Raw genomic sequence first — 21,368 nt, forward strand, 5'->3', positions numbered from 1 at the left:
AACCTATTGTTGGTCGAGCATGGTTAGCGCCTGATCGGCAAGGTCTGCCAGCAAAAACGGCTTGTTCATCAATGCCGTTCCCGGTTGATCGATCAACTGCGCTTCAACAGAATGGTCAGCATAGCCGGTGATGAACAGGATTTTCTGAGCAGGCACCTGCATGCGCATGGCCTTGGCCACTTGCCGGCCACTGAAGCCGCCCGGTAAACCGATGTCGGTAATCACCAGGTCAAAGGGATCATCCAGGCGAAAGCGCTCCAGCGCAGTATTGGCATCACTCGCATCAGTGACCACAAAACCGCGTTCGGTCAGGTACTCGCGCATCACGGTACGCAAGTTGAGCTCGTCATCCACCAGCAGTAAACGCTCGCCCTGGGCCATACGTTGGGAGCGCAGCCGGGGTTTGGGCTCTTCGGGTACCGGCTCATGGCATCTTGGGAACAGCATGGAAACCTTGGTGCCTTGGGTCGGGGCCGATTCGATCCACGCATACCCCCCCGATTGGCCGACAAAGCCATACACCATCGATAGCCCTAGACCGGAACCACGTCCGATGGCCTTGGTGGTGAAAAATGGCTCAAAGGCCCTGGAAATTTCCTCTGCCGACATGCCATGGCCGTCATCCTCGACATGCAAGGCCACATAGTCGCCTGGCGGCAGGCCACCCTCATCGGGAAAACTGGCCGTCAACCGCTCGTTGACGCTGCGAACAGTGACATTGCCACGCTCCAGGCAAGCCTCCCGGGCATTGGCGCATAAGTTGACCAAGGCATTTTCAAGTTGGGGAATGTCCAGGCGTACCGCCCACGGCGCGACATCCAGTTGCCAGTGCAAGCGCATCTCTGCGCCCAGCGCCTTGAGCAGCAACGGCTCGCTTTGCCGTAACTGCCGATTGAAGTCCAGGGTCTTGGGTGCAAGTGGGTGATGCCGAGAGAATGCCAGCAGGCGATGAGTCAGCTCCATGGCGCGCAGCACGGAGTCGCGAGCGACCTCCACATAGGTTTCAATCCGCTCCATGCGCCCCTCCTGCAAGCGCCGCTGCAACAGTTCGAGGCTACCACCGATACCAGACAGCAGGTTGTTCATTTCGTGGCCCATGCCCCCGGCCAACTGCCCCACAACCTCCATGCGTTCACTGTTGCGCATCAGCGCTTCAGACTGACGCGCGGCCTCTTCGCGGTCTTCGGTGATATCCCGACCGACTGCCGTCAGCAGGCTGCCGTCGAACCGGGCACTCCAGCTAAACCAGTGATAATGGCCATCGCGGTGGCGCAAGCGAGTCTGCACCTGCTCGGCATCGTGGTACTGCAGGAGCCCGGAGACCGCCACCTGGACCTCGGTGCGATCCGCCGGATGCACCAGCTCCAGTAACGGCAGATCATGAACCTGCTCTTGGGTCCAGCCCAGAATGCGGTACCAGGCCGGGTTGGCGGCATGCACCCTAAGCTCAGGGGTTATCGTCATCATTGCATCACGCGACAACTGCCAGATCTGCTCGCGCTCGGCCACATGCCGCTCTATCTGCCGTTCAAAGCCTTGCGCCTGCTCACGCCAATGATGATGCGCTTCAACGCTGGCCGTGGTCTCGATCACCGTGTGCAGAAAACCCGCCACGTTGCCAAGTTCATCGTGCAGTGGTGCATAACCGAACGCGCACCACAGCGGCTCGCTGCCTTCGCCGCAGACGATACGCTGGGGCGGGTCCTCGACAAAGTTCGAACGCCCTTCAAGCGCCTTGAACACCCAGGGGCCCATTGCCGGCCAGAGATCACTCCACAGCGCATCGAACCCGTTGCCCAGTGCATCCGGTCGGGCGGTCCGCAGCGCCCGATAGCCATCGTTGTGAACCACGCAGAGGTCCGTCCCCCAAACCACTGCGCAGGGAAACGGTGACAAATGCATCATGTCGACGGCAATGCGCAACGATGCCGGCCATCGCGGCAACGGCCCAAGGGTTGTACGCCCCCAGTCAAATTGCGCAATTCTATCGCTCATCAGGTCGAGCGATGGCGATACGGGCGTTGTCAAGGTGAGCTGCCGCGCAGGTTTGCGCGGCGTACCGTGTACGGCCAATAGCGTTACTCCAGCAATGCAAGGATTCACCCCGAGTGCCGAAGGCTTCCCCCGAGGGTTTCGTTCAAATTAGCACAGCATAAGCTGCGCACTATGGCGTACGTGCGCCCGGCAGCTATGCTGATTAGGTTTTCTCCGGGCCAGGGAGCAACGGCCCATCCAGGTTGCCGACAGGAGCGTGGTCATGAGCAAGAAAATGCTGGTAGTGCTGACCAACACAGCCAAGTATCCGACCTTGAAACGTGCGACGGGGCTGTGGCTGGGTGAAGCGGTGCACTTTGTCGAGAAAGTCGAAAAGGCCGGCTACATGGTCGATTATGTCAGCCCAGAGGGGGGCTATGTCCCTGTCGACCCACACAGCCTGCAGATGGCCCCCGACCTGGACTGGCAATGGTATGACGACAAGCGCTTCATGACCCGCCTGGGCACCAGCTTGAGCCCTGGCCAGGTAAAAGCCGAGGAATACAGCGTCATCTATTACACCGGTGGGCATGGGGTGATGTACGACTTTGCCGAGAACAAGCCGCTGCAGGAGCTGGCGCGCAAGGTCTACGAAAAAGGCGGCATTGTTGCAGCGGTCTGCCATGGCGTGGCCGGCCTGCTTAACATCAAGCTCAGCGACAACAGCCTTCTGCTGAAAGGTCGCAAAGTGACCGGCTTTTCCGATATTGAGGAACAACTGGTCGAGCTGGACAAGGTGGTGCCTTTCTCGACGGAAAAAGAGCTAGGTGGCCGGGGCGGCGAGTACAGCAAACATGATGACCCGTGGAAGCCATACGTCGTCGAGGATGGTCTGCTGATCACCGGTCAGAACCCAGATTCCACTGCGCTGCTCGCAGAGAAAGTACTGGAGAAACTCAACGCCAAGTAAAGCCTTACATCAGCCTTCTGGTTTTCCTGTGGCGCAGACTGCACGCGGACTACAGCCGGCAGGTCATCGAATGCATAGGCTCTGGGCTCAGCTGTACACCACGAACAGCTTCTGCCCGGAGAACTAATGCACCATGTTGAAAATCATGCACGCCGGGCGCCGCCTGCGGGAGCTCCTGCTGCTCACCACTGTAGGCTTGGTGCCTGTGATTTCCGGTTTGCTGGTGATGATTGTACAGCTGGAAATGAAGCTTGAGGAAAACGCGGCCATTTCCGTTCAGGAAGCGGTTTTCAGCATTGACCAGGCACTGAATCGACTGCAAGAGGCTGCCCAGCGCACCCTGCCGCTGGCAGGCAAGCCCTGCCAAAGCGTTAACAGTGCTTTACAGGAGCAGGTCGTGAGCCGTTCCATGCTCAGGTCGTTGACCCTGGTAAAGGGCAATGAAGCCTACTGCAGCAGCGCTTCAGACTCACTTGACCACTTATCTGCCTTCGCCTCATCTGGCCAACAGGTCGAACTGTCCTATGGCCAACCTGACAGGCGCCGCAAACTGCTGGTCAACTTTTACCTGCAAGGCAACGAAAGCGGCGTAATCGTGACCGCTTATGCCTCACAGCTGCGCAATGAACTGGATGCCTTTCAGGACGGACTGACGCTGCTGGTGGAGTTTGGCAACCGCTGGATCTGGAGCGAAGGCGATAGCCGTGACGCACAGCGCCCTTCGCAGTCCGAGTTTTTCGCCACCGCGTTGTCGGCCAAATATGGGTACAGGGTAAAAGGCGGCTACGCACAGGGTTACACCGCCCAGGAAATCCGCCAGTCCATGCTGCAGATCCTGCCCTCGTTGGTGCTGGTGGGGACCGTGACCGGCCTGATCGTCTATCTGGGCCTGTTCAGGGCACGCTCCAGCAGCCGAGATAGAGCCGCCAATGCTACATGAAGGCGGCGCTACCCAGAGGGCATCAGTCGGTGCTCAGCACACCGCGGCGTACCTGGTCACGTTCGATGGATTCGAACAACGCCTTGAAGTTGCCTTCACCAAAGCCATCGTCACCTTTGCGCTGGATGAACTCGAAGAACACCGGGCCGAGCAGGGTTTCCGAGAAAATCTGCAACAACAGGCGTTTGTCTTCGGGCTGCGAGGCACCATCGAGGAGGATGCCGCGTGCTTGCAACTGATCGACCGGCTCGCCGTGACCAGGCAGCCGCTCCTCGAGCATTTCGTAGTAGGTTTGCGGCGGAGCAGTCATGAAGCGCATGCCAAAGCCCTTCAGGGCATCCCAGGTCTTGAGCAGGTCGTCGGTCAGGAAGGCCACGTGCTGGATACCTTCCCCGTTGAACTGCATCAGGAATTCTTCGATCTGGCCTGCACCCTTGGACGACTCTTCGTTGAGCGGAATGCGGATCATGCCATCGGGAGCAGTCATGGCCTTGGACGTCAGGCCGGTGTACTCACCCTTGATATCGAAGTAGCGGATTTCGCGGAAGTTGAACAGCTTCTCGTAGAAGCCAGCCCAGTAGGCCATGCGCCCGCGATAAACGTTGTGGGTGAGGTGGTCGATGATTTTCAGGCCGGCACCCACCGGGTTGCGGTCCACACCTTCGATGAAGTTGAAGTCGATGTCGTAGATCGAGCTGCCTTCGTCGAAGCGGTCGATCAGGTAAAGCGGCGCACCACCGATGCCTTTGATTGCCGGCAGACGCAGCTCCATCGGCCCGGTTTCGATTTCAACCGGCTGGGCGCCCAGTTCCAGTGCGCGGGCATAGGCCTCATGGGCATTGCGCACACGGAACGCCATGCCGCACACCGACGGGCCGTGTTCGGCCGCGAAGTACGAGGCGATGCTCTTGGGTTCGTTGTTCAGGATCAGGTTGATGCCACCCTGGCGGTACAGGTGCACATCCTTGGAACGGTGGCTGGCCACCTTGGTGAAGCCCAGAATCTGGAAGACCGGCTCAAGTACGCCCGGGGTCGGCGAAGCCAGTTCGATGAATTCGAAGCCCATCAGGCCCATTGGATTTTCGAAGATATCAGCCATGTTCGTGTCCTCATCTGCAGCGAAATATTATTGATTGCGTAGGATGTGGGACAGAAACGGCGGGGCGCAGGGGATGCCTCGCACGCTGCGGGCGAGGAAGTCACCTATGATCAGCTTGAACCCATGGTATGTCATATGGACCCATTCTCGGCGGGCTTGATCCTTCGGTATTAAAGGACCTTATTGTTGTATTCGTAAATGGATTCTACATTGCGTAAAAACGTTTGTCGCGTTTTAGTTGGCCGCACGTCCCGACAAGCGGCTATCCTCTCGTTACCCTTCACACAGATCATTCCCGCATGCCTCTTACCGTCAAACGCCGCGCCAGCCTGAGCTGGCGCAACCTGCTGCCCTGGGTCGTCGGCGTGCTGCCAGTATTGTGCGGCCTTGCCGTGATGAACTGGCAGGTAGAGCGCGAGATGCAGGCCAGCAGCCAGGCCACCGCCCGCCAGGCGGTGGAGCACGTCGAACGCATCCTCGACAACCTGTCCCGTGCTGCCAATGCGCTACTCCCCCTGACTGCCAGCCCTTGCGACCAGGTCCAGCTTACGCTGCGTGCCCAGGTGACCCGCAATGCCTTCGTGCGCTCGACCAACCTGTTCAGGCACAACACCCTTTATTGCACCTCGCTGTTCGGCGAGTTCGACGAGCCGGTCAACGCCAGCGACTACACCGACGGCAAGCTGTGGCTGATGGACGGCAACTCGGTCACCCCGGGGCATCCGCTGTTGGTGTACCGCGCCAGCGACGGCGACAACGGCGCGATCACCACGGTGGATGGCGACCATTTGTTGACCGCATTGCGCCTGATCGGCCCGGATGAAGAGCTGCAAATACGCGTGGGCAACGCCTGGATGGGCAAGGACGGCGTTGTACATATAGGCGCACCACCTGCCGCAGCCAGTGCCAATGTGTTGCTGGGCTCGACGCGTTACCCGTTCAGCGTGCAGGGCGGCTACAGCGCCGACAAGCAAGGCCAGTTGCTGCGCAGCCACTACCCTGCCCTGCTCAGCCTACTGCTGGTACTGGGGGCCGTGGCCGCGCTGGTCTGCCGCTGGCAAATTCGCCGCGCCACCTCGCCCCGCGCCGAGCTGGATCGGGCCCTGCAGGCTGACGAATTCTTGCCGTACTTCCAGCCGGTGGTGCGCAAGGGCGATTACCGCTGGGCCGGTGCTGAAGTGCTGATGCGCTGGAACCACCCGCGAGAAGGCCTGGTTCGTCCTGACCTGTTCATCCCCTATGCCGAGCACAGCGGGCAGATCGTCGCCATGACCCGGGCGCTGATGATGCACACTGCCCAGAGCCTCGCGCCCTACATTGGGCTGCTGGAGGATGGCTTTCACATCGGGGTCAACATCACCGCCGACCACTGCCGCGACTTGCGCCTGCTGGACGACTGCCGCACCTTCCTGCAGCACTTCCCGCCTGGCCGGGTGGTACTGACCCTGGAGCTGACCGAGCGCAAGCTTATCGAGCCCACCCCGGTCACCCTGGAACTGTTCGAGAAACTGCATGCCATGGGGGTGATGATTGCACTCGACGACTTCGGCACCGGGCAATCCAGCCTCAATTACCTGCGCCAGTTCAAGGTCGACTACCTGAAAATCGACCAGAGCTTCGTTGCCATGATCGGCGCCGATGCGCTGTCCGTGCACATCCTCGAAACCATCATCGAGCTATCTGCCAAGTTGGGCCTTGGCATCGTTGCCGAGGGTGTCGAAACCGACACCCAGCGCGACTACCTGGCCCGCCATGGCGTGGACTTCCAGCAAGGCTACCTGTTCGCCAGGCCCATGCCTGCGGCGCAGTTCCTTGAGGCACTGGCCTCACATCCGGGCGCGTCACGGTTGCCGCAAGGCGCGCCCCCTGAGATCATGCGCGGCTGATCCAACCGCTCAACTCCCCATTCGAGGCATTTGTGTCAAAAGGCATTGTTTCATCGGTCATGGCGTCCTGTCTGTTCGCTGTGATGTACTTCTATACCTCGCTGCTCACGCCACTCGATGGCGAAGAGATCTTTGGCTGGCGCACCCTGCTGACGCTGCCCTGCCTCACCTTGTTCATGCTTGTCTCGAAGGACTGGAAACGGGTAGGCGAGCTGCTGGCCCGGGTAAAACGCACGCCCGTACTGTTGCTGGGCATGGTCGGTACGTCGTGGCTGATGGGCGTGCAGTTGTGGCTGTTCCTCTGGGCGCCCCTGCACGGTCGCAGCCTGGAAGTGTCGATGGGCTACTTTCTGCTGCCGCTGGCCATGGTGCTGACCGGGCGGCTGGTGTATGGCGAGCGCCTGTCGCGCCTGCAGAAGGTAGCCGTGGCCTGCGCCGCGCTGGGCGTAGGCCACGAGCTGTACCAGAATGGCAGTTTTGCCTGGGAAACCCTGCTGGTGACGATCGGCTACCCGATCTACTTCGTACTGCGCCGGCGTTGCCGCACCGACCACCTGGGTGGCCTGTGGTGCGACATGTGCCTGCTGCTGCCGTGGGCGCTGTACTTCGTGATCCAGGGCCCGCTTTCGTCCGGCGACCTGCAGGCTCACCCGGGCCTGTATGCCCTGATCCCGGTCCTTGGGGCGATCAGCGCCTCGGCCTTGATCGCCTACGTGCTGGCCAGTCGCTTATTACCATTCAGCCTGTTCGGCCTGCTCAGCTACGTCGAGCCCGTGCTGCTGGTGGGGGTGGCGCTGCTGCTGGGCGAAACCATCGGCCCGGATCAGTGGCTGACTTACCTGCCGATCTGGGCCGCGGTACTGGTGCTGGTGCTCGAAGGCTTCAAGCACCTGCTGCGTCAGCGTCGCCGTTCGGTATGAGCCGAACCTGGCGCACCCGCCGCTCTTCAACCGCCTCCACGGTCAGCGTCCAGCCATTCCAGGCCAGGCGATCCCCCACCATCGGCAGGCGGTCGAGCAGGCTCATCACCAGGCCTGCCAGGGTCTGGTAATCATCGGTGGCACGGGCACTGAAGCCGGTACGTGCCTGTACCTGGCTCAGGTTCAGTGCACCGCTCACCACAAAGCCTTCACCCTCCTGGACGATACCGGGGCCTTCAACCTCGCTCGCGTCCGGTAGTTCACCGGCAATCGACTCAAGGATGTCGGTCATGGTCAGCAGGCCGGTGAAGTCACCGAACTCGTTGACCACAAAGGCGATGTGGGTCGACTGCCCACGCATCTGCTCCAGGGCATTGAGGATGCTGAAGCTCTCCAGCAGGTTCAACGGCGCCCGTACCATGCCTTCCAGCTCCGGCTGGTGGCCCGACAACAACTCCTTGAGCAGCTCCTTCTTGTGCACGAAGCCCAGTGGTTCGTCGACACGGCCATTACGTATCAACGGCAGGCGCGAGTACGGCGAGTTGGCAAGGGCCTGGGCAATGGCTTCGGCCGGTTGCGCAAGGTCGATCACATCAACCTCGGCACGTGCGGTCATCACCGTACGGATCGGCCGCTCGGCCAGGTTCAGTACGCCACTGATCATTACCCGCTCCCTGCGATCGAACAGCACCTGTTCCTCGCCACCTTCGACCAGGTCGGCTATTTCCTCGCCCACCTCGTCAGCCTCGACCCGGCGGCCGCCCAGCAGGCGCAGCACGGCATGTGCGGTGCGCTCACGCAGCGGCCGGTGCTGCTGCAAGCTGCGCTTGCGGCGGGCACGAGCCAGCTGGTTGAACAGCTCGATCAGGATCGAGAAACCAATCGCTGCGTACAGGTAGCCTTTCGGGATATGGAAGCCCAGGCCCTCGGCGGTGAGGCTGAAGCCAATCATCATCAGGAAGCCCAGGCACAGCATGATCACCGTGGGGTGGGCGTTGACGAAGCGGGTCAGCGGCTTGCTGGCAACGATCATGATACCGATCGAGAAGATCACCGCGATCATCATCACCGACAGCTCATCGACCATGCCCACTGCCGTGATCACCGCATCCAGCGAGAACACCGCGTCCAGCACCACGATCTGGGCGACGATAGGCCAGAATGCGGCATGGCGCAGCGTGCCACTGGCCTGGGTCACATGGCCTTCCAGGCGTTCGTGCAACTCCATGGTGGCCTTGAACAGCAAGAACACACCACCGAACAGCATGATCAGGTCACGGCCAGAGAAGCTCTTGCCGAACACGTCGATCAACGGTGCGGTGAGGGTGACCATCCACGAAATACTGGCCAACAGGCCCAGGCGCATGATCAATGCCAGGCTCAGGCCAATCACCCGCGCGCGATCGCGCTGATGCGGTGGCAGCTTGTCTGCCAGGATGGCAATGAACACCAGGTTGTCGATACCCAGCACCAGCTCAAGGACGATAAGCGTCAACAGGCCCAGCCAGGCCGTGGGATCGGCTAGCCATTCCATTAGCGGGTACTCACGAAGGAAGCGTCACGAGGACAGAGGGAGGACGGCCTGAGAGGCCAGAGACTGGGGGGCTCCGCGAAGGTGCTCATATATACCTTGATAGAAAATTGGGAAAATAATCCTACAGGCACAGCAGTTTTCTCTGATAGCGCAAAACTATTACAAAACCTGTAACGCGTGTGAGTCCGCATTGGGGGTACTTTTATTCAATACTCTAGACAACCAACAGCTGAAAATCAGGGTTCCCTGCAACCACCGGATCTCTCACATGAGCCTGTCCCTGTCCATGGCCGCCTTCGCACTGGCGGCGTCAATCTCCCCCGGCCCGGTCAACATCGTTGCCCTGAGCAGCGGCGCCAGCCATGGCTTACGTGCCAGCCTGGCGCATGTCGCCGGCGCCACCCTGGGCTTCTGTCTGTTGCTGGTGCTGGTCGGGCTGGGCCTGCACCAGTTGCTGCTGCGCTGGCCCATGCTGAGTGTGCTGCTGCACTGGGGTGGGGTGATGTTTCTGCTGTACATGGCATGGAAACTGGCCCGCGACGATGGCCAGCTGACAGGCGCGCACTCAACACCCGCCCCCTCGGCCTGGCACGGCGCGGCCATGCAATGGCTGAACCCCAAGGCCTGGCTGGCGGCAGTGGCCGGGGTCGGCGCTTATACCGGCGGTGAGCAGCACTTGCTGTGGTTGTTCGCCTGGATCTACGGGCCGATCTGTTTCATTTCGGTGGCCAGCTGGGCATGGGCAGGCAGCGTGATTCGCCAGTACCTGAGCAACCCACGGCACATGCGCCTGCTCAATCGAGGGTTGGCGGTTTTGCTGGCGGGCAGCGCTGTGTACCTGGTTATCTGACCCCGGTGGCATTGCGGTAATGACCCGGCGTCGCAGCCAAATGCTTTTTGAACGCCCGCTGCAAGTGCGCCTGGTCGGCAAACCCGGCCTCCTGCGCGACCTCGGCAATGGCCCGCCCCTGACGCAACTGCGCCCTGGCCAGCTGAACGCGCTGGTCGAGCAGATAGCCATGCGGTGTCAGCCCGTAATGTTGGCGAAAGGCACGAATCAGGTAGGCGCGCGACAGGCCGCACGCTGCGCAGACATCTGCCAGGCTCAGCGGATCGCTGCGATGAGCGCGTATGAACGCTGCTGCCGCGTCCAGCCGTGGGTGGCCTTCGTCAGTGACACGGGCATTGGCGCCGAGAAAGTCCGGCAATGAGCCGAACAGCGCGGCCAGGCGGCCTTCCCGGTCAGGCACACCCGCATCGAACAGGTCTGCAAACCCCTGCAATAACCGTTGGTACAACGCAGGGGAGTCACTCCAGGTGTGCGTCGGCAATTCAAAGCCTTGCGCCTGTAACCAGGGGAGGTCGACGAACAGCATCAGGTAAGACCAGGGCTCACCGTCGATGGGATTACAGGTATGCACAACGCCCGGGTTCATCAGCACGGTGGTACCGGCCCCTACCTGGATGCGCAGGTCACCGTTGAGGTAGGTGCTTCGCCCGCCGGTGATCACACCGATCGAAAAGCTCTCATGCGAGTGCGCGGCGTAGCACACCTGCCGCCCGTCCCCTACCCGCCGCGCTTCGACAAAGGGTAATGCAGGGTCACGCCAGAACCGCGAAACCTCGATCATCCCCTTGCCCACTCGCTGCCGACATGCACCGATACTACACGTTTACCTGTGGAAACAGGTCCAGCGTCCGCTCCACCTCACCGATATCAATCACGAAGCCATCACCCTCCGGTAGGCCGACCACAAAGCCAAAATGCTGGTAGTCACGATCCGTCAGGTACTTGTAGTAGCTGACAAAGCGGTTCGGCGGCTGCAAGGTCAGCAGGCAGCCGCCAGGCTGAAGCACATTCACCCCGTGCACCAACTGGCTGCCCTCCACGCCGATGACCACTCTGGCCCCGGCACAGGCCGCAACAATACTCGGCACGTCGGACTTCAGCGGATTGACGATGCGAAAACCACGGGTCACACGCAGGTGCTCGGCAAGCTCCAGCTCGTTGCGCAACAGGCGCAGGTCACCATCCCCCCCGCGCAGCAGGAATACGCCAGGATGCGGGGCATGCGGCACGTGCGACAGCAGTTTGTCACCCATGGCCCGGTAGCGGGCATGCCGGCTGCGATTGTTGCTCTGGTCATCGAACAGCACCAGCTCACGGAAAAAAGCACTGCGCAGGCGCACCGGTTTCATGCCCAGCCAGTCTTCGTAGGCCGGCGCCTGGGTGAACAGCGGGTACCGGGCCGATGGCGCGGTGGTCACCGGTATGCCCTCGTTACAGGCCAGCGCATAGGTCGGGCAATCTTCCATCAGCCAGGTGCCGAACCACGAGTTGCCGTTTTGCGTGCAATAAATGGCCCCGCGGTCTATTTCGTTGTCAACGATGATGGTCGGAAAGGTGCTCGGTTTCAGCGACAGCCAGTGGCTGGCCTTGCCCTTGTACAACGCGCCATCGACCAGCCACACATTCTTGATCAGGTAGCCGCGGGTTGGCCCTTGTAGCGTGCTGATGCCGCCCTCCATGGTGCGAGCGGGGTGCACGTAGGGGTAAAAACGCTTGCCCTCCCAGCCCGTGACCCGCTCCATCTGGCCAGGCAGGAAAATGGCCGGCGGCGACACCGTGGTTTCACCCGGGGCAATGTCCCAACTCTTGGTGGCGATGCTCTTGAGGTCGAGGGCCGTGTTCTTGCCCAGCCGCTTGCGCGCCATGTAGCGGTAGGCGGCCAACGTCCACGTGTGCTGCTTGGTTTCGGGCGATGCACTGAACTGCGAGATGTCGCTTCCCATGAAGCGTCCTCCCCTGATGACGAAGTCTAAACCCTGGCGTAAAGCGCCAGATCAATGCATCCCTGGCAACCACTCAGTTGCATGTGACTCTTTCCATGGTGGGCGGCGACTGCAGGCTGGCGTAACGGCTGCGCAGGGTTTCCACGAACGGTTCACCCGCACTTCTGCCACCATAGAGATAAATCTTGTGCAGGCCGCCAAACACCATTTCGTGGTAACGGCTGGCAACCTCCTCATCGCTCGGGCCATCCGGCAACCCCAGGTGCAGCGTGAGTTTGTCGCCCTCCACTGCAAACATCGGGGTATCCCACAAGAACTTCGCCGTACCGGTCTTGGGCAGGCGAACAAACAGGTAGGCATGGTTGCCCAAAGAGTCGATGTCCCCCCCGCGACGGCGCTTCCATTTCAGCAGGCCGTCGTCCGGGCGCGCCAGGCACAGGCCGATGTCGTAATAATCGAAGCCCTGCTCCAAGGCCCATTCAAGCGCCATGAAAGTGGTAATCGAATTGACCTCGCGCAACCTCTTGGCATCACTGAACACCGCCTCGCAATAGCCGAAACGCAACGTGCTCCAGTAGCGCTTGCCACCGCGTACCACTTCGCAACCCAAATGGCAGCCGATCACTTCGTCACCCAACGTGATCAGGTCGAGCCTGCCGACGCTTTTGGCAATGCGGAACACTTCTTCCGTGGGGAACTGCGCAGCATGGATACCCTGCCTGGCGGTGGCATAGGGGCGCAGCAGCTCACGGTCTGCCATGGCGATCTCGTCGTCCGAGAGGGCCTGACGCATCTGGTACAGCGGGCGATTCTTGCGAATACTGCGCCGCAGTTCGCTGTCGTAGCGCGCCGTGATGTCCTCCAGCGAGCGGCCCAGTGGCACTACGGCGCTCAGGTAATGGGGCACCGACAGCGCTCCCGACGAGGGCATTTCGCTGATGACCACGACATGGTTGGCAGCCGCCGTCGCACTTGCACTGTCCACGATAGAAGCGCTGCCCTGGCCCTTGCCACCGATCAGCAGCTTGGCCATTTCCCGCTGTTGCTTGCGGCCGATGTAAAGAATTTCGTAAGGGCTTTCCTGCTGTAGCCGAAACCTGGCTACTTCCCAACGCCAGAAACAGGCACGCGCCGCCATTTCCCGAACTTTGCTGGCCAGCAGCCTCATTTCGTAGCGCATGGAGGGTGACAGGAGCTTTCGCGCCACAGCCGTCAAGGTCTCTTTCATTTCTTCTTCGACGTCCTTTGAAGTGCTCTATGGTCTATCTGAAAAAGAGAAAAAATCAGCAAAAACACTTAACGCTTTGATTTTTATAGTTTGCCGTGAAACTTGCCTATCACATTCAGTAACAATTTAAGATGCCTGCAAACGCTTTGGCAAGCGGCTTCTGGCTGACTTTAGATCAAGTTTGATGGCGTCAAATTTCCTGCGTGGAAACCCACGCCAATCGCAAGTTTGCTATAAGCGTGCCGACACACCTGGCATTTCATTACCACTTGGCTATTGATAATTAGCATTTGATATCTTCTTTGCATAAAAGAAACGTCAAACTGCCTGAACGCTTTACAAGGTGCCTGCTGGCTCATTTGGCAAGCACACACGGTCCGCTTGAGCCAGACTGGTGTTTTTCCGGCGGCCGGTGCATGCTCGCAGCTGAAGCGATTCACCCGGCTTGAAACCAGCCCCGCAATGTGAGGTGCAGTACCTATGGACCGTCTGCTCGATTCACTCTTCCCCAGCGCCGAGAACATCCCTGAAATCTGGCGCCTGGGAGCCCCTCTGGAACAACGAGATTACCTGGTGAACGGCGAGCTCAGGCGCTGGGACGGCCCCTTGGCCACGGTACGCAGTCCGGTATGGCTCAAGGAGGGTGCTGATGAACGCCAGGTGGTGCTGGGCAGCGCACCGCTGCTCGATGCCGACACCGCCCTCACCGCCCTCGACGCCGCCGTACAGGCCTACGACAAGGGCCGCGGTGCCTGGCCGAACATGCGAGTGGCCGAACGTATCCAGCATGTCGAAACCTTCCTGGCACGCATGCGCGAGCAGCGCCAGGCGGTGGTCAAGCTGCTGATGTGGGAGATCGGCAAGAACCTCAAGGATTCGGAAAAGGAATTCGACCGCACCTGCGACTACATCGTCGACACCATCAACGCCCTCAAGGACCTCGACCGCCGCTCCAGCCGCTTCGAGCTGGAACAGGGCACCCTCGGCCAGATCCGCCGCGCGCCCCTGGGCGTGGCATTGTGCATGGGGCCCTACAATTACCCACTGAACGAAACCTTCACCACGCTGATCCCGGCGCTGATCATGGGCAACACCGTAGTGTTCAAGCCGGCCAAGTTCGGTGTGCTGCTGATCCGACCGTTGCTCGAAGCCTTCCGTGACAGCTTCCCGCCGGGTGTGATCAACGTGATCTATGGCCGCGGCCGGGAAACGGTGAGCGCGCTGATGGCCAGCGGCAACGTCGATGTGTTCGCCTTCATCGGTACACACAAGGCTGCCAGCGACCTTAAAAAGCTGCACCCACGCCCCCACCGCCTGCGCGCCGCACTGGGCCTGGATGCCAAGAACCCGGGCATCGTGCTGCCGCAGGTCGACCTCGACAACGCCGTCGAAGAAGCGGTTACCGGCGCGCTGTCGTTCAACGGCCAGCGCTGCACGGCACTGAAGATCCTGTTTGTCCACGAGGACGTGGTCGACGCCTTCCTCGACAAGTTCCAGCGCAAACTGGCCGCGCTCAAGCCCGGCATGCCCTGGGAACCGGGCGTGGCGCTGACGCCATTGCCGGAGCCCGGCAAAGTCGACTACCTCGACGGCCTTGTCGCCGATGCCACAGCCAAGGGCGCGCGCGTGCTGAACGAAGGTGGCGGGCAAAGCCGCGGGTCGTTCTTCTACCCGGCCCTGTTGTACCCGGTGAACCACGAAATGCGCGTGTACCACGAGGAGCAGTTCGGCCCCCTGGTACCCGTAGTGCCATATCGCGACCTGCAAACCGTCATCGACTACGTGCTGGACTCCGACTACGGCCAGCAGCTGAGCCTGTTCGGCAACGACCCGGCGACCATCGGCAGCCTGGTCGACATCTTCGCCAACCAGGTGGGGCGCATCAACATCAATGCACAATGTCAGCGCGGCCCGGACACCTACCCGTTCAACGGCCGCAAGAACAGCGCCGAAGGCACCCTGTCGGTACATGACGCCTTGCGTGTCTTCTCTATCCGCACCCTGGTCGCCACCCGCTTCCAGGAGGCCAACAAGGCACTGATCAGCGAAATCATCCGTAACCGCCAATCGAGCTTCCTGACCACCGACTACATCTTCTGACGGCCGCACTTATAGAAAATCGATCTAGCGCCATTGTCGATTTTCCATCGGCGCAAACGACTCTAAGCAACAGGGCGCCCTCCGGCGCCCACCGCAAAGGAGAGTCGAACATGGCAGTCAAACCCATCCCGGAAGGCCAGCACAGCATCACCCCCTACCTGGCTATCAACGACGCCGCCAAGGCCATCGAGTTCTACAAGGAGGCCTTTGGTGCGGTCGAGATGTTCCGCCTCGATGCCCCTGGTGGGCGCGTGGGCCATGCCGAATTGAGGATCGGTGACTCGTCGCTGATGCTGGGCGACCCCTGCGACATGGAGGGCGGCCTTACCGCCAGCCAGAAGCTCAGTGGCGCAGGCGTGGGCCTGCACCTGTATGTCGAGGACTGCGACAAGGTATACGCCCAGGCCCTGGCGGCTGGCGGCACCCAGTTGCACCCCTTGACCGACCAGTTCTACGGCGACCGTAGCGGCACCCTGAAGGACCCGTTCGGCAATATCTGGTTCGTCTCCACCCATAAGGAGGACCTGAGCCCTGATGAAATTCGTGCCCGCGCCGCGAAGATGTTCGGTGGTAACCCAGCGGCAAGTTGAAAGCGGCGCGACTTTGCTTGAAGCTTGAGGCTCGTAGCCTGGAGCTGCTTCATGCGAATCATCGACAAAACCGCTGCGCAGGTGCGCAGCCTGACCTCCGCCGAAGAGGAGCTGCTGGTCGGCTTTGCTGCCGGCAGCCTCGTCGGCCCTCGCCTGCTGCAGGCCAACCAGCTACTGATGAAGGTGCGCAACGCCAACCAGTGGCTGGCCTGTGACTGCCGCAAAGACGCCTTGCCGGTGCTCAATGTCACCCTTAACGGCAGCACCGGCACCTTGTTCCTCAAGAACAACCCAGGCACCGCCGCGCACGCGCCTGGCTGCCCGTTCACCAAGGACGAGCGGGAGGCCTCCGGGCGCGAAGACGACCCTGCGCCACCCGCCGCCTGGCTACCGCCTGACGCGCCATTGCGCCTGATTGGTGACTTCCGCGCCGGTAACGCCAGTGCCACCAGTGATGGTCACGAGCGGCGCGAACAGCAGCGCTTGCTGTCGCTGTTGCTGACCTGGATCGAAACCAGTGGCCTCAATCTCTACGCCACCCACTTGAAAAAAGACCTGACCACGCAGTTTGCCGAATTGCGCAGCGTGGCCAGCCGCTACCCGCTGCTGGAACGGGTACCTGCCAGCAACTACCTGGAAACCCGGCTGGACATGAAGCACATGATGATGCTCAAGTCCCGTCTGCGCGAAGCCACCGTGTTCGGCAACCATCGCCGCCATGGGCTGATGCTGGACTGCGTCGACCAGATCAAAGGGCGCAAGCTGTTCAACAACCGCAGTGAAGACGGCTTCGACTTCCAGGGGCACCACCTGTACTGGGGCGGTAGCCGTACCACCGGGCCGTTGCTGGCGCTGATGATCTACTCGCCGACCAGCGCCGGGAGCCATTTCTATGAGCTGATCCACGTGGCCAGCGTGCCGGTGCTGTCCCGTTCGCATCTGTTCCCGGTGTATCGCGATGAAGAGCGCGAACCGCTCAAGGCCCTGGTGTCGTTGATCGACTGGATGGCCAGCAAAGGCGTCAAGGTGCAGATGCGCCGGCCAGTGATCGGCGGCCAGGTGATGGATGAGCTGGTGCTGACCTCGGACCAGGACAGGGTGTTGTCAGTGTCGCTGCTGGAACAGCCCATCGGACCAGAGCCGGACACCGAAAACTTCAAGCGCTACGCCGACTTCAAGAGCCTGGAAACCTTCCGCAAGTTCGTCGCCGGTTTCTTCATGCGGGAGCGCTGAACGCCGGACAGTACATGCCCCCGCCCCAGGCTCGCGGGTACCGATTCAGTCCAGGCATTCCTTGGCCGCCTGGCGCAATCTGTCGCCAGACAGGAAGCTGCCCTTGTAGAAGGTCGCGCGGCTGCCCTCGCGAGCGTCGACCACGTCCAGCACATCGTCACTTGCCACCGCACTGGATGCCGTCAGCCGGTAACCGTGGGCAATCGACTTCTGTGTGGCCTGGGGTGCCAAGGCCTGCCATTTGGGCAGGACACAGGCAGCATACTGCTGCGGTGATTTTTTGGTCAGCTTGCTGGCAGTGGGTTTGCCGGGCGTTGCGCAGCCGACAAGAGTGGCAACTAACGCAGAGGCGAGAAAGATACGAAAAGTAGGCATTTGCAATTGGCCGTCAGGGATACGCTGCATTCTAGCGAGGGTTGCGCCGAGTTCCTAATCAACCAAGGTCTTGCAGCTGAATTTTCGCGTAATTGACACAGTACCAACGCGCCAGCAACAACAAACACACATAGCAGCTTGTTTACTAGCGCCCGGGAGCAGCAATTAATTGTTGTGACCCAAGGAACGAATTCATTCTGCCCTGCTTCTGATTAACATCACGGCATCAACGGCCGGCTTTGCTCAGGAGAACCCCATGCTCTGGTGGCTGGACCTACTCGCCCAATATGCAACCTCCACCGGCCTGGCCGTGCTCTGTATTTTCGTGTTCTGGGCTTATGGCCTGGCATTCGGCAGGGCCTACATGAAGCTGCTTTCTGGCCTGCTGGCCGCCATGCTGCTCATGATCGCCGCATGCCCGCACGGTGTGGACTTCGCGCTAGGCAAACACCTGACACCGGGTGATACCCGTGCTTTGCTGCTGTTTCTTGCAGATGCTACAGGCGTGATCACGGCGGTGGTGGTGGCCTCGTTTTTCTTCAGCCCAGGGCGGTTGCCGGACGAAGCGTGAACGGGTGACATACAGTGCACCTGATATTTCTGCCAGTAGCATGGCCGGCTGAACGCTGGGAAAGTGAACCTGCCAATGGGGCATCACACCGCGACTCGGCCAGGGATTACACACCATGCAAAAGAACGCCAACACCACGCAATTCTTCTATCAGAACGGCAAGCTGGTCACTCTTAAAACCGGTGAACAGGGCCGCAGCATCTTTCGCTCCTCGGACGTGCCACTTGCCGAGCAGCAATCAGACGGCACTCACTCCAGCGGATTGCTGGTGACCGACGACAAGGGTTCGGTACTGCAGGTGCAGGAAAAAAGCTGAAACCTCCGCCCCCACAGCAGGGATCGCACAAGCTTTTCAGAGCTCCGTCAAGGATGGGCCTTCCACAAATCTGTTGCGTTTCACCCGGCCCTGAGGCGATGCTCACGGGACCGATGAAGCAATAGACAAGGAAGGCCTTTAGCACTATGGAGACGCTTCACAGCATCAAGTCGGATCTGGTCAGAACAGCCGATCATCTGGAAAAACTCAGTCAGGCCATGAGCGGCCACGCCCGGTTCATGGAGGCGCGAGGTTCACAGCGCGAGATCGATGTCACGGCGCACATCCGCTCCATCGATGTGGTTGCGGACGAGTTGCGCTCTGTGGCTGCGAAAATCGACGACATCAAAGGCGCTTGATGATGAGCGAAGCGGGTGACCAGGTCGCATCAGGTGCCAGGGCAGCCAGTCAGCTGAACTTGAGCTTCGCCACTTTGCTCAGCGCCCAACCACTGAACACGTAGAACGCATCCAGGTAGAAGCGCCCCGCATAGTTGGGCAATGGCGCGTGATTCAACAGCACATCCGGGTCGGGCGCCGGTGGAAACAGGGCATAAAAGCCGTTGGGTAACACCGCCAAGGCCAGCAACAACAGGTAAGTCGAGGCTTGCAGGAGGGTGCTACGGCTGCTGAATCTGGCGGACCATTTCAGGCCGAAGTATGCAACCAGGCCGGCAACGGGCAACACCCAGAAATGCGTCGGGATCCCAATGAACATTTCGGCGACAACGCTTCTTGCTTCCACCCACTGTCCTCCATTCAAATGCGTGAATTATCACGGGCAAGGCAGGCAAATGCAAAACAGGCGCTGCTCAAGTCCTGTCCGGTTCTACCAGCCACTTCTTGAACTTTGCCGGTGAACCTGCATAAAGCGCGTTGGGCGGAACATCCTGGGTTACCACGCTGTTCGCCGCGACCACACTGTTGTGGCCGATACTGACACCGGGCAAGACCACGGCGCCCGCACCAATCCAGGCATTGTCGCCCACGGTGATCGGGGCAATGTAGTCATTGTCCTTGCGCCGCTGCGGGTTGATATCGTGACTGGTCGTGCACAGGCGTACTTGTGGGCCGAGCATGGCCATGCGGCCGATCCGGATAGTGGCTTCGTCGAGAAACACGCATCCGCTGTTGATAAAAGCGCCCTGCCCCAGTTCAAGATTGCCGCGCTCGAAGTAGAACGGCGGTCGAATGACCACATGGCTTTCGGTGCTGGCACCTGTTTTGGCCAAGAGGCGATTCACCTGCTTCTTGCCCAGGTCATGGGTATCCAGCAAGCGCATGAACTGACGAGGGGATAATGTTTTTTTGAGTTTTGCGACGAATAAGAGCAAGCGAGAAGTCCGACGGTGGTGAGGGCAGTGACGGCGTCATCGAGACATTAGCGGGCAGGCTATCGGCGCCTGCTGCCGTTTCTTGAGCACGCAAGCTTACCCGGCCCACAGGCAAAAAGCCCGCTCTCGACGGCGGGCATTTTGCGTCTGGTGTTGGATGATCATGCTCTTGAACACATCAACGCGGCATCCAGCAACCTGCCGTGGTCGTACCAGGCATCGCGTTGATAGGCGGTGAACCGCTGCTGGCCTGCTGTGCTGCGCAACTCCACAAGGCCCTCTGCCTTGCTGGGGTCGGTGCTTTCGATGAACAGTCTGACCGAGTGATCGCCATCGACCTCGTAGGTTTTCACATTCCCTGGAAGTTCGCCCTTCACGCACCCCAGATACGCCGGTGGGCTTTTCGCGGTGGTGCCAGAGGTATAATCATGCCCGTCACGCACGTCAGGGTTTTGTGCGCAACCTGCCAGGAACACTGTAGCGAGGGTGGACACAAGCAATGCGCCTGCTACCGATGTTGAACGCTTCACGCGACACACTCCTGCTCCCCCATTGAGAACCTGGAAAAGTGTTGCCAAGTAGTACGCCCATTTTTTAGTTTTCGTGAACCCATGTTACTGCTCAATCACAACCGTGCCATAGGGTTGTTTGCTATATGGGTTCAGGATTCATTTGAGTTATAGCCAGGCTTTTCTCCTGCTGCTTTTCTCGCAAGCATCAGGCCGGCCAGCCTGGCCGCAAGGATTCCGGCGGGGTTCGGGCATGTCACAGTCGGACGGGCATAAGCGACGGCAAATGACCCCAACTCCGAGTATTACCGAGCCCACTTTCGGGGTCAGGCAATGGCCTTGAGAAACACCAGGGTTGCCACCAGATCCAGTACCAGCACAGCAGCCACAACGAAAACCATGTAATAGCGGTCATCCTGAGTCATTTCGGCGCTCTCCGCGAGGTCAATGTCTCAGGGTCACAGCAATTACCGTTCCAGCATCGAACCGCATCCAACAGCTACCACTGCGCTCATGCGTGGCGGCCTTCTACGACGCCTTGACCTGGCACACCCCGTTGGCTTTGTTCTTGCCGGTATACGAGACATCGGGCGAACCGTCGGGATTGATCGAGAGTGAAACCGTCACCCCGCTGCCTTTGGCTTCGAAGTAGTTATCGTTGAACTTCTTCAGCTTGCCTTCCTTGCCATTGATATAGATCGGCCCGCCCTTGTCGGCATGGACCTCGATGTTGCCGGGGCACGTTGCGTTCAACAATGGAATCCCGGCCTGGGCAGCGCCCGACGCTACCAGCAAAGCACCCAGCAATAAGCGTTTCATCTCACACATCTCCAATGGATTGACCGAGATCGAAGCAATACCCCAGATCAGCGCTGGCCGCCATCGCCTTGGCGCTTTTCGCTCGATGCAGGCATAAAACCACCTGCGAAAAAAACACCCGCCGGCCCTATAAGCCAACTGACGCTCGTGCCTGGGCTAACAGCCGGTACAACAATAG

The 21,368-nt window shown here is 60.2% G+C and carries 22 protein-coding genes; 11 read left to right on the forward strand and 11 right to left on the reverse strand.

The features are described 5' to 3' along the window. Nucleotides 1–3: 3 nt before the first annotated feature. Entirely contained in the window at nt 4–1,851 is a 1,848-nt protein-coding gene (locus tag WF331_RS18180) for a hybrid sensor histidine kinase/response regulator (RefSeq protein ID WP_431357525.1), read from the reverse strand. Nucleotides 1,852–2,257: 406 nt separating this feature from the next. On the opposite strand from WF331_RS18180, the gene WF331_RS18185 reads away from it, so the two are divergent. Both WF331_RS18185 and WF331_RS18190 read left to right on the forward strand, forming a co-directional pair. Continuing rightward, nucleotides 2,258–2,944, forward strand: a complete 687-nt coding sequence (locus WF331_RS18185) for a type 1 glutamine amidotransferase domain-containing protein (protein WP_197897781.1) — start codon at nt 2,258–2,260, stop codon at nt 2,942–2,944. Between the two features lie 133 nt (nt 2,945–3,077). After that, nucleotides 3,078–3,884 (forward strand): CSS-motif domain-containing protein, encoded by an 807-nt coding sequence (locus WF331_RS18190; RefSeq protein ID WP_174370729.1) that lies wholly within the window; start codon nt 3,078–3,080, stop codon nt 3,882–3,884. Between the two features lie 22 nt (nt 3,885–3,906). Here the strand turns inward: WF331_RS18190 and hppD are convergent, their stop codons facing one another. Beyond that, entirely contained in the window at nt 3,907–4,983 is a 1,077-nt protein-coding gene (gene hppD, locus WF331_RS18195; RefSeq protein ID WP_016486696.1) for a 4-hydroxyphenylpyruvate dioxygenase, read from the reverse strand. A 299-nt stretch (nt 4,984–5,282) separates the two neighbouring features. On the opposite strand from hppD, the gene WF331_RS18200 reads away from it, so the two are divergent. Both WF331_RS18200 and rarD read left to right on the forward strand, forming a co-directional pair. Continuing rightward, a complete protein-coding gene (locus tag WF331_RS18200) occupies nt 5,283–6,869 on the forward strand; it encodes an EAL domain-containing protein (RefSeq protein WP_016499916.1) in 1,587 nt (528 codons plus the stop codon). Nucleotides 6,870–6,901: 32 nt separating this feature from the next. Next, the gene (gene rarD / locus WF331_RS18205) at nt 6,902–7,789 is read left to right on the forward strand and encodes an EamA family transporter RarD (RefSeq protein ID WP_024717647.1); all 888 of its coding nucleotides are present in this window, start codon (nt 6,902–6,904) and stop codon (nt 7,787–7,789) included. On the opposite strand, the gene WF331_RS18210 is transcribed toward rarD, so the two are convergent. Beyond that, entirely contained in the window at nt 7,752–9,323 is a 1,572-nt protein-coding gene (locus WF331_RS18210; protein WP_016499918.1) for a TerC family protein, read from the reverse strand. The genes rarD and WF331_RS18210 overlap by 38 nt on opposite strands. 268 nt (nt 9,324–9,591) lie before the next feature. Between WF331_RS18210 and WF331_RS18215 the strand changes: the two genes are divergently transcribed. Then, complete coding sequence (locus tag WF331_RS18215) at nt 9,592–10,173, forward strand: LysE family translocator (RefSeq protein WP_016499919.1); 582 nt, start codon at nt 9,592–9,594, stop codon at nt 10,171–10,173. Here the strand turns inward: WF331_RS18215 and WF331_RS18220 are convergent. The 3 genes from WF331_RS18220 to WF331_RS18230 all read right to left on the reverse strand — a co-directional run bounded on the left by WF331_RS18220 (nt 10,166) and on the right by WF331_RS18230 (nt 13,344). Then, nucleotides 10,166–10,954 carry a helix-turn-helix transcriptional regulator gene (locus WF331_RS18220; protein WP_041168046.1) on the reverse strand — a complete coding sequence of 263 codons (789 nt, stop codon included), beginning with the start codon at nt 10,952–10,954 and terminating at the stop codon, nt 10,166–10,168. The genes WF331_RS18215 and WF331_RS18220 overlap by 8 nt on opposite strands. Nucleotides 10,955–10,988: 34 nt before the next feature. After that, complete coding sequence (locus WF331_RS18225) at nt 10,989–12,116, reverse strand: glycosyltransferase 61 family protein (RefSeq protein WP_016499921.1); 1,128 nt, start codon at nt 12,114–12,116, stop codon at nt 10,989–10,991. 73 nt (nt 12,117–12,189) lie between these two features. After that, nucleotides 12,190–13,344, reverse strand: a complete 1,155-nt coding sequence (locus WF331_RS18230; protein ID WP_340623181.1) for a hypothetical protein — start codon at nt 13,342–13,344, stop codon at nt 12,190–12,192. 480 nt (nt 13,345–13,824) lie between these two features. Between WF331_RS18230 and WF331_RS18235 the strand changes: the two genes are divergently transcribed. The 3 genes from WF331_RS18235 (at nt 13,825) to WF331_RS18245 (ending at nt 17,267) form a co-directional block, all read left to right on the forward strand. After that, nucleotides 13,825–15,444, forward strand: a complete 1,620-nt coding sequence (locus tag WF331_RS18235; protein WP_340623182.1) for an NADP-dependent glyceraldehyde-3-phosphate dehydrogenase — start codon at nt 13,825–13,827, stop codon at nt 15,442–15,444. 110 nt (nt 15,445–15,554) lie between these two features. Continuing rightward, a complete protein-coding gene (locus WF331_RS18240; protein ID WP_016499924.1) occupies nt 15,555–16,034 on the forward strand; it encodes a VOC family protein in 480 nt (159 codons plus the stop codon). Nucleotides 16,035–16,085: 51 nt separating this feature from the next. After that, entirely contained in the window at nt 16,086–17,267 is a 1,182-nt protein-coding gene (locus tag WF331_RS18245; RefSeq protein ID WP_340623183.1) for a hypothetical protein, read from the forward strand. Nucleotides 17,268–17,312: 45 nt separating this feature from the next. On the opposite strand, the gene WF331_RS18250 is transcribed toward WF331_RS18245, so the two are convergent. Further along, the gene (locus WF331_RS18250; protein ID WP_016499926.1) at nt 17,313–17,672 is read right to left on the reverse strand and encodes a hypothetical protein; all 360 of its coding nucleotides are present in this window, start codon (nt 17,670–17,672) and stop codon (nt 17,313–17,315) included. Between the two features lie 226 nt (nt 17,673–17,898). On the opposite strand from WF331_RS18250, the gene WF331_RS18255 reads away from it, so the two are divergent. The 3 genes from WF331_RS18255 (at nt 17,899) to WF331_RS18265 (ending at nt 18,888) form a co-directional block, all read left to right on the forward strand. Further along, the gene (locus WF331_RS18255; RefSeq protein WP_016499927.1) at nt 17,899–18,213 is read left to right on the forward strand and encodes a hypothetical protein; all 315 of its coding nucleotides are present in this window, start codon (nt 17,899–17,901) and stop codon (nt 18,211–18,213) included. A gap of 115 nt (nt 18,214–18,328) precedes the next feature. Further along, nucleotides 18,329–18,529 carry a hypothetical protein gene (locus WF331_RS18260; RefSeq protein WP_016499928.1) on the forward strand — a complete coding sequence of 67 codons (201 nt, stop codon included), beginning with the start codon at nt 18,329–18,331 and terminating at the stop codon, nt 18,527–18,529. Nucleotides 18,530–18,675: 146 nt separating this feature from the next. Continuing rightward, complete coding sequence (locus WF331_RS18265; protein WP_016499929.1) at nt 18,676–18,888, forward strand: hypothetical protein; 213 nt, start codon at nt 18,676–18,678, stop codon at nt 18,886–18,888. Between the two features lie 49 nt (nt 18,889–18,937). On the opposite strand, the gene WF331_RS18270 is transcribed toward WF331_RS18265, so the two are convergent. The 4 genes from WF331_RS18270 to WF331_RS18285 form a co-directional block, all read right to left on the reverse strand. Next, nucleotides 18,938–19,246, reverse strand: coding sequence for a hypothetical protein (locus WF331_RS18270; RefSeq protein WP_041167748.1), 309 nt, complete (start codon nt 19,244–19,246; stop codon nt 18,938–18,940). Nucleotides 19,247–19,340: 94 nt separating this feature from the next. Further along, nucleotides 19,341–19,862, reverse strand: a complete 522-nt coding sequence (locus tag WF331_RS18275) for a DapH/DapD/GlmU-related protein (protein WP_229609833.1) — start codon at nt 19,860–19,862, stop codon at nt 19,341–19,343. A gap of 161 nt (nt 19,863–20,023) precedes the next feature. After that, nucleotides 20,024–20,392, reverse strand: a complete 369-nt coding sequence (locus WF331_RS18280; protein WP_041167749.1) for a hypothetical protein — start codon at nt 20,390–20,392, stop codon at nt 20,024–20,026. Nucleotides 20,393–20,899: 507 nt separating this feature from the next. Continuing rightward, on the reverse strand, nt 20,900–21,190 hold the full coding sequence (locus WF331_RS18285; protein ID WP_016499933.1) for a hypothetical protein: 291 nt from the start codon (nt 21,188–21,190) through the stop codon (nt 20,900–20,902). Nucleotides 21,191–21,368 lie beyond the last annotated feature (178 nt).

The organism is Pseudomonas sp. YNh, from assembly GCF_037993085.1.
Classification (GTDB): Bacteria; Pseudomonadota; Gammaproteobacteria; order Pseudomonadales; family Pseudomonadaceae; genus Aquipseudomonas; species Aquipseudomonas putida.

Excerpts from the sequence above, each read along its gene's own strand:
- WF331_RS18185 (WP_197897781.1), top strand. The coding sequence starts at position 2,258 with ATGAGCAAGAAAATGCTGGTAGTGCTGACCAACACAGCCAAGTATCCG.
- WF331_RS18190 (WP_174370729.1), top strand. The coding sequence starts at position 3,078 with ATGTTGAAAATCATGCACGCCGGGCGCCGCCTGCGGGAGCTCCTGCTG.
- hppD (WP_016486696.1), bottom strand. The coding sequence starts at position 4,983 with ATGGCTGATATCTTCGAAAATCCAATGGGCCTGATGGGCTTCGAATTC.
- WF331_RS18200 (WP_016499916.1), top strand. The coding sequence starts at position 5,283 with ATGCCTCTTACCGTCAAACGCCGCGCCAGCCTGAGCTGGCGCAACCTG.
- WF331_RS18210 (WP_016499918.1), bottom strand. The coding sequence starts at position 9,323 with ATGGAATGGCTAGCCGATCCCACGGCCTGGCTGGGCCTGTTGACGCTT.
- WF331_RS18215 (WP_016499919.1), top strand. The coding sequence starts at position 9,592 with ATGAGCCTGTCCCTGTCCATGGCCGCCTTCGCACTGGCGGCGTCAATC.
- WF331_RS18220 (WP_041168046.1), bottom strand. The coding sequence starts at position 10,954 with ATGATCGAGGTTTCGCGGTTCTGGCGTGACCCTGCATTACCCTTTGTC.
- WF331_RS18225 (WP_016499921.1), bottom strand. The coding sequence starts at position 12,116 with ATGGGAAGCGACATCTCGCAGTTCAGTGCATCGCCCGAAACCAAGCAG.
- WF331_RS18230 (WP_340623181.1), bottom strand. The coding sequence starts at position 13,344 with ATGAAAGAGACCTTGACGGCTGTGGCGCGAAAGCTCCTGTCACCCTCC.
- WF331_RS18235 (WP_340623182.1), top strand. The coding sequence starts at position 13,825 with ATGGACCGTCTGCTCGATTCACTCTTCCCCAGCGCCGAGAACATCCCT.
- WF331_RS18240 (WP_016499924.1), top strand. The coding sequence starts at position 15,555 with ATGGCAGTCAAACCCATCCCGGAAGGCCAGCACAGCATCACCCCCTAC.
- WF331_RS18245 (WP_340623183.1), top strand. The coding sequence starts at position 16,086 with ATGCGAATCATCGACAAAACCGCTGCGCAGGTGCGCAGCCTGACCTCC.
- WF331_RS18250 (WP_016499926.1), bottom strand. The coding sequence starts at position 17,672 with ATGCAGCGTATCCCTGACGGCCAATTGCAAATGCCTACTTTTCGTATC.
- WF331_RS18255 (WP_016499927.1), top strand. The coding sequence starts at position 17,899 with ATGCTCTGGTGGCTGGACCTACTCGCCCAATATGCAACCTCCACCGGC.
- WF331_RS18260 (WP_016499928.1), top strand. The coding sequence starts at position 18,329 with ATGCAAAAGAACGCCAACACCACGCAATTCTTCTATCAGAACGGCAAG.
- WF331_RS18265 (WP_016499929.1), top strand. The coding sequence starts at position 18,676 with ATGGAGACGCTTCACAGCATCAAGTCGGATCTGGTCAGAACAGCCGAT.
- WF331_RS18270 (WP_041167748.1), bottom strand. The coding sequence starts at position 19,246 with ATGTTCATTGGGATCCCGACGCATTTCTGGGTGTTGCCCGTTGCCGGC.
- WF331_RS18285 (WP_016499933.1), bottom strand. The coding sequence starts at position 21,190 with ATGAAACGCTTATTGCTGGGTGCTTTGCTGGTAGCGTCGGGCGCTGCC.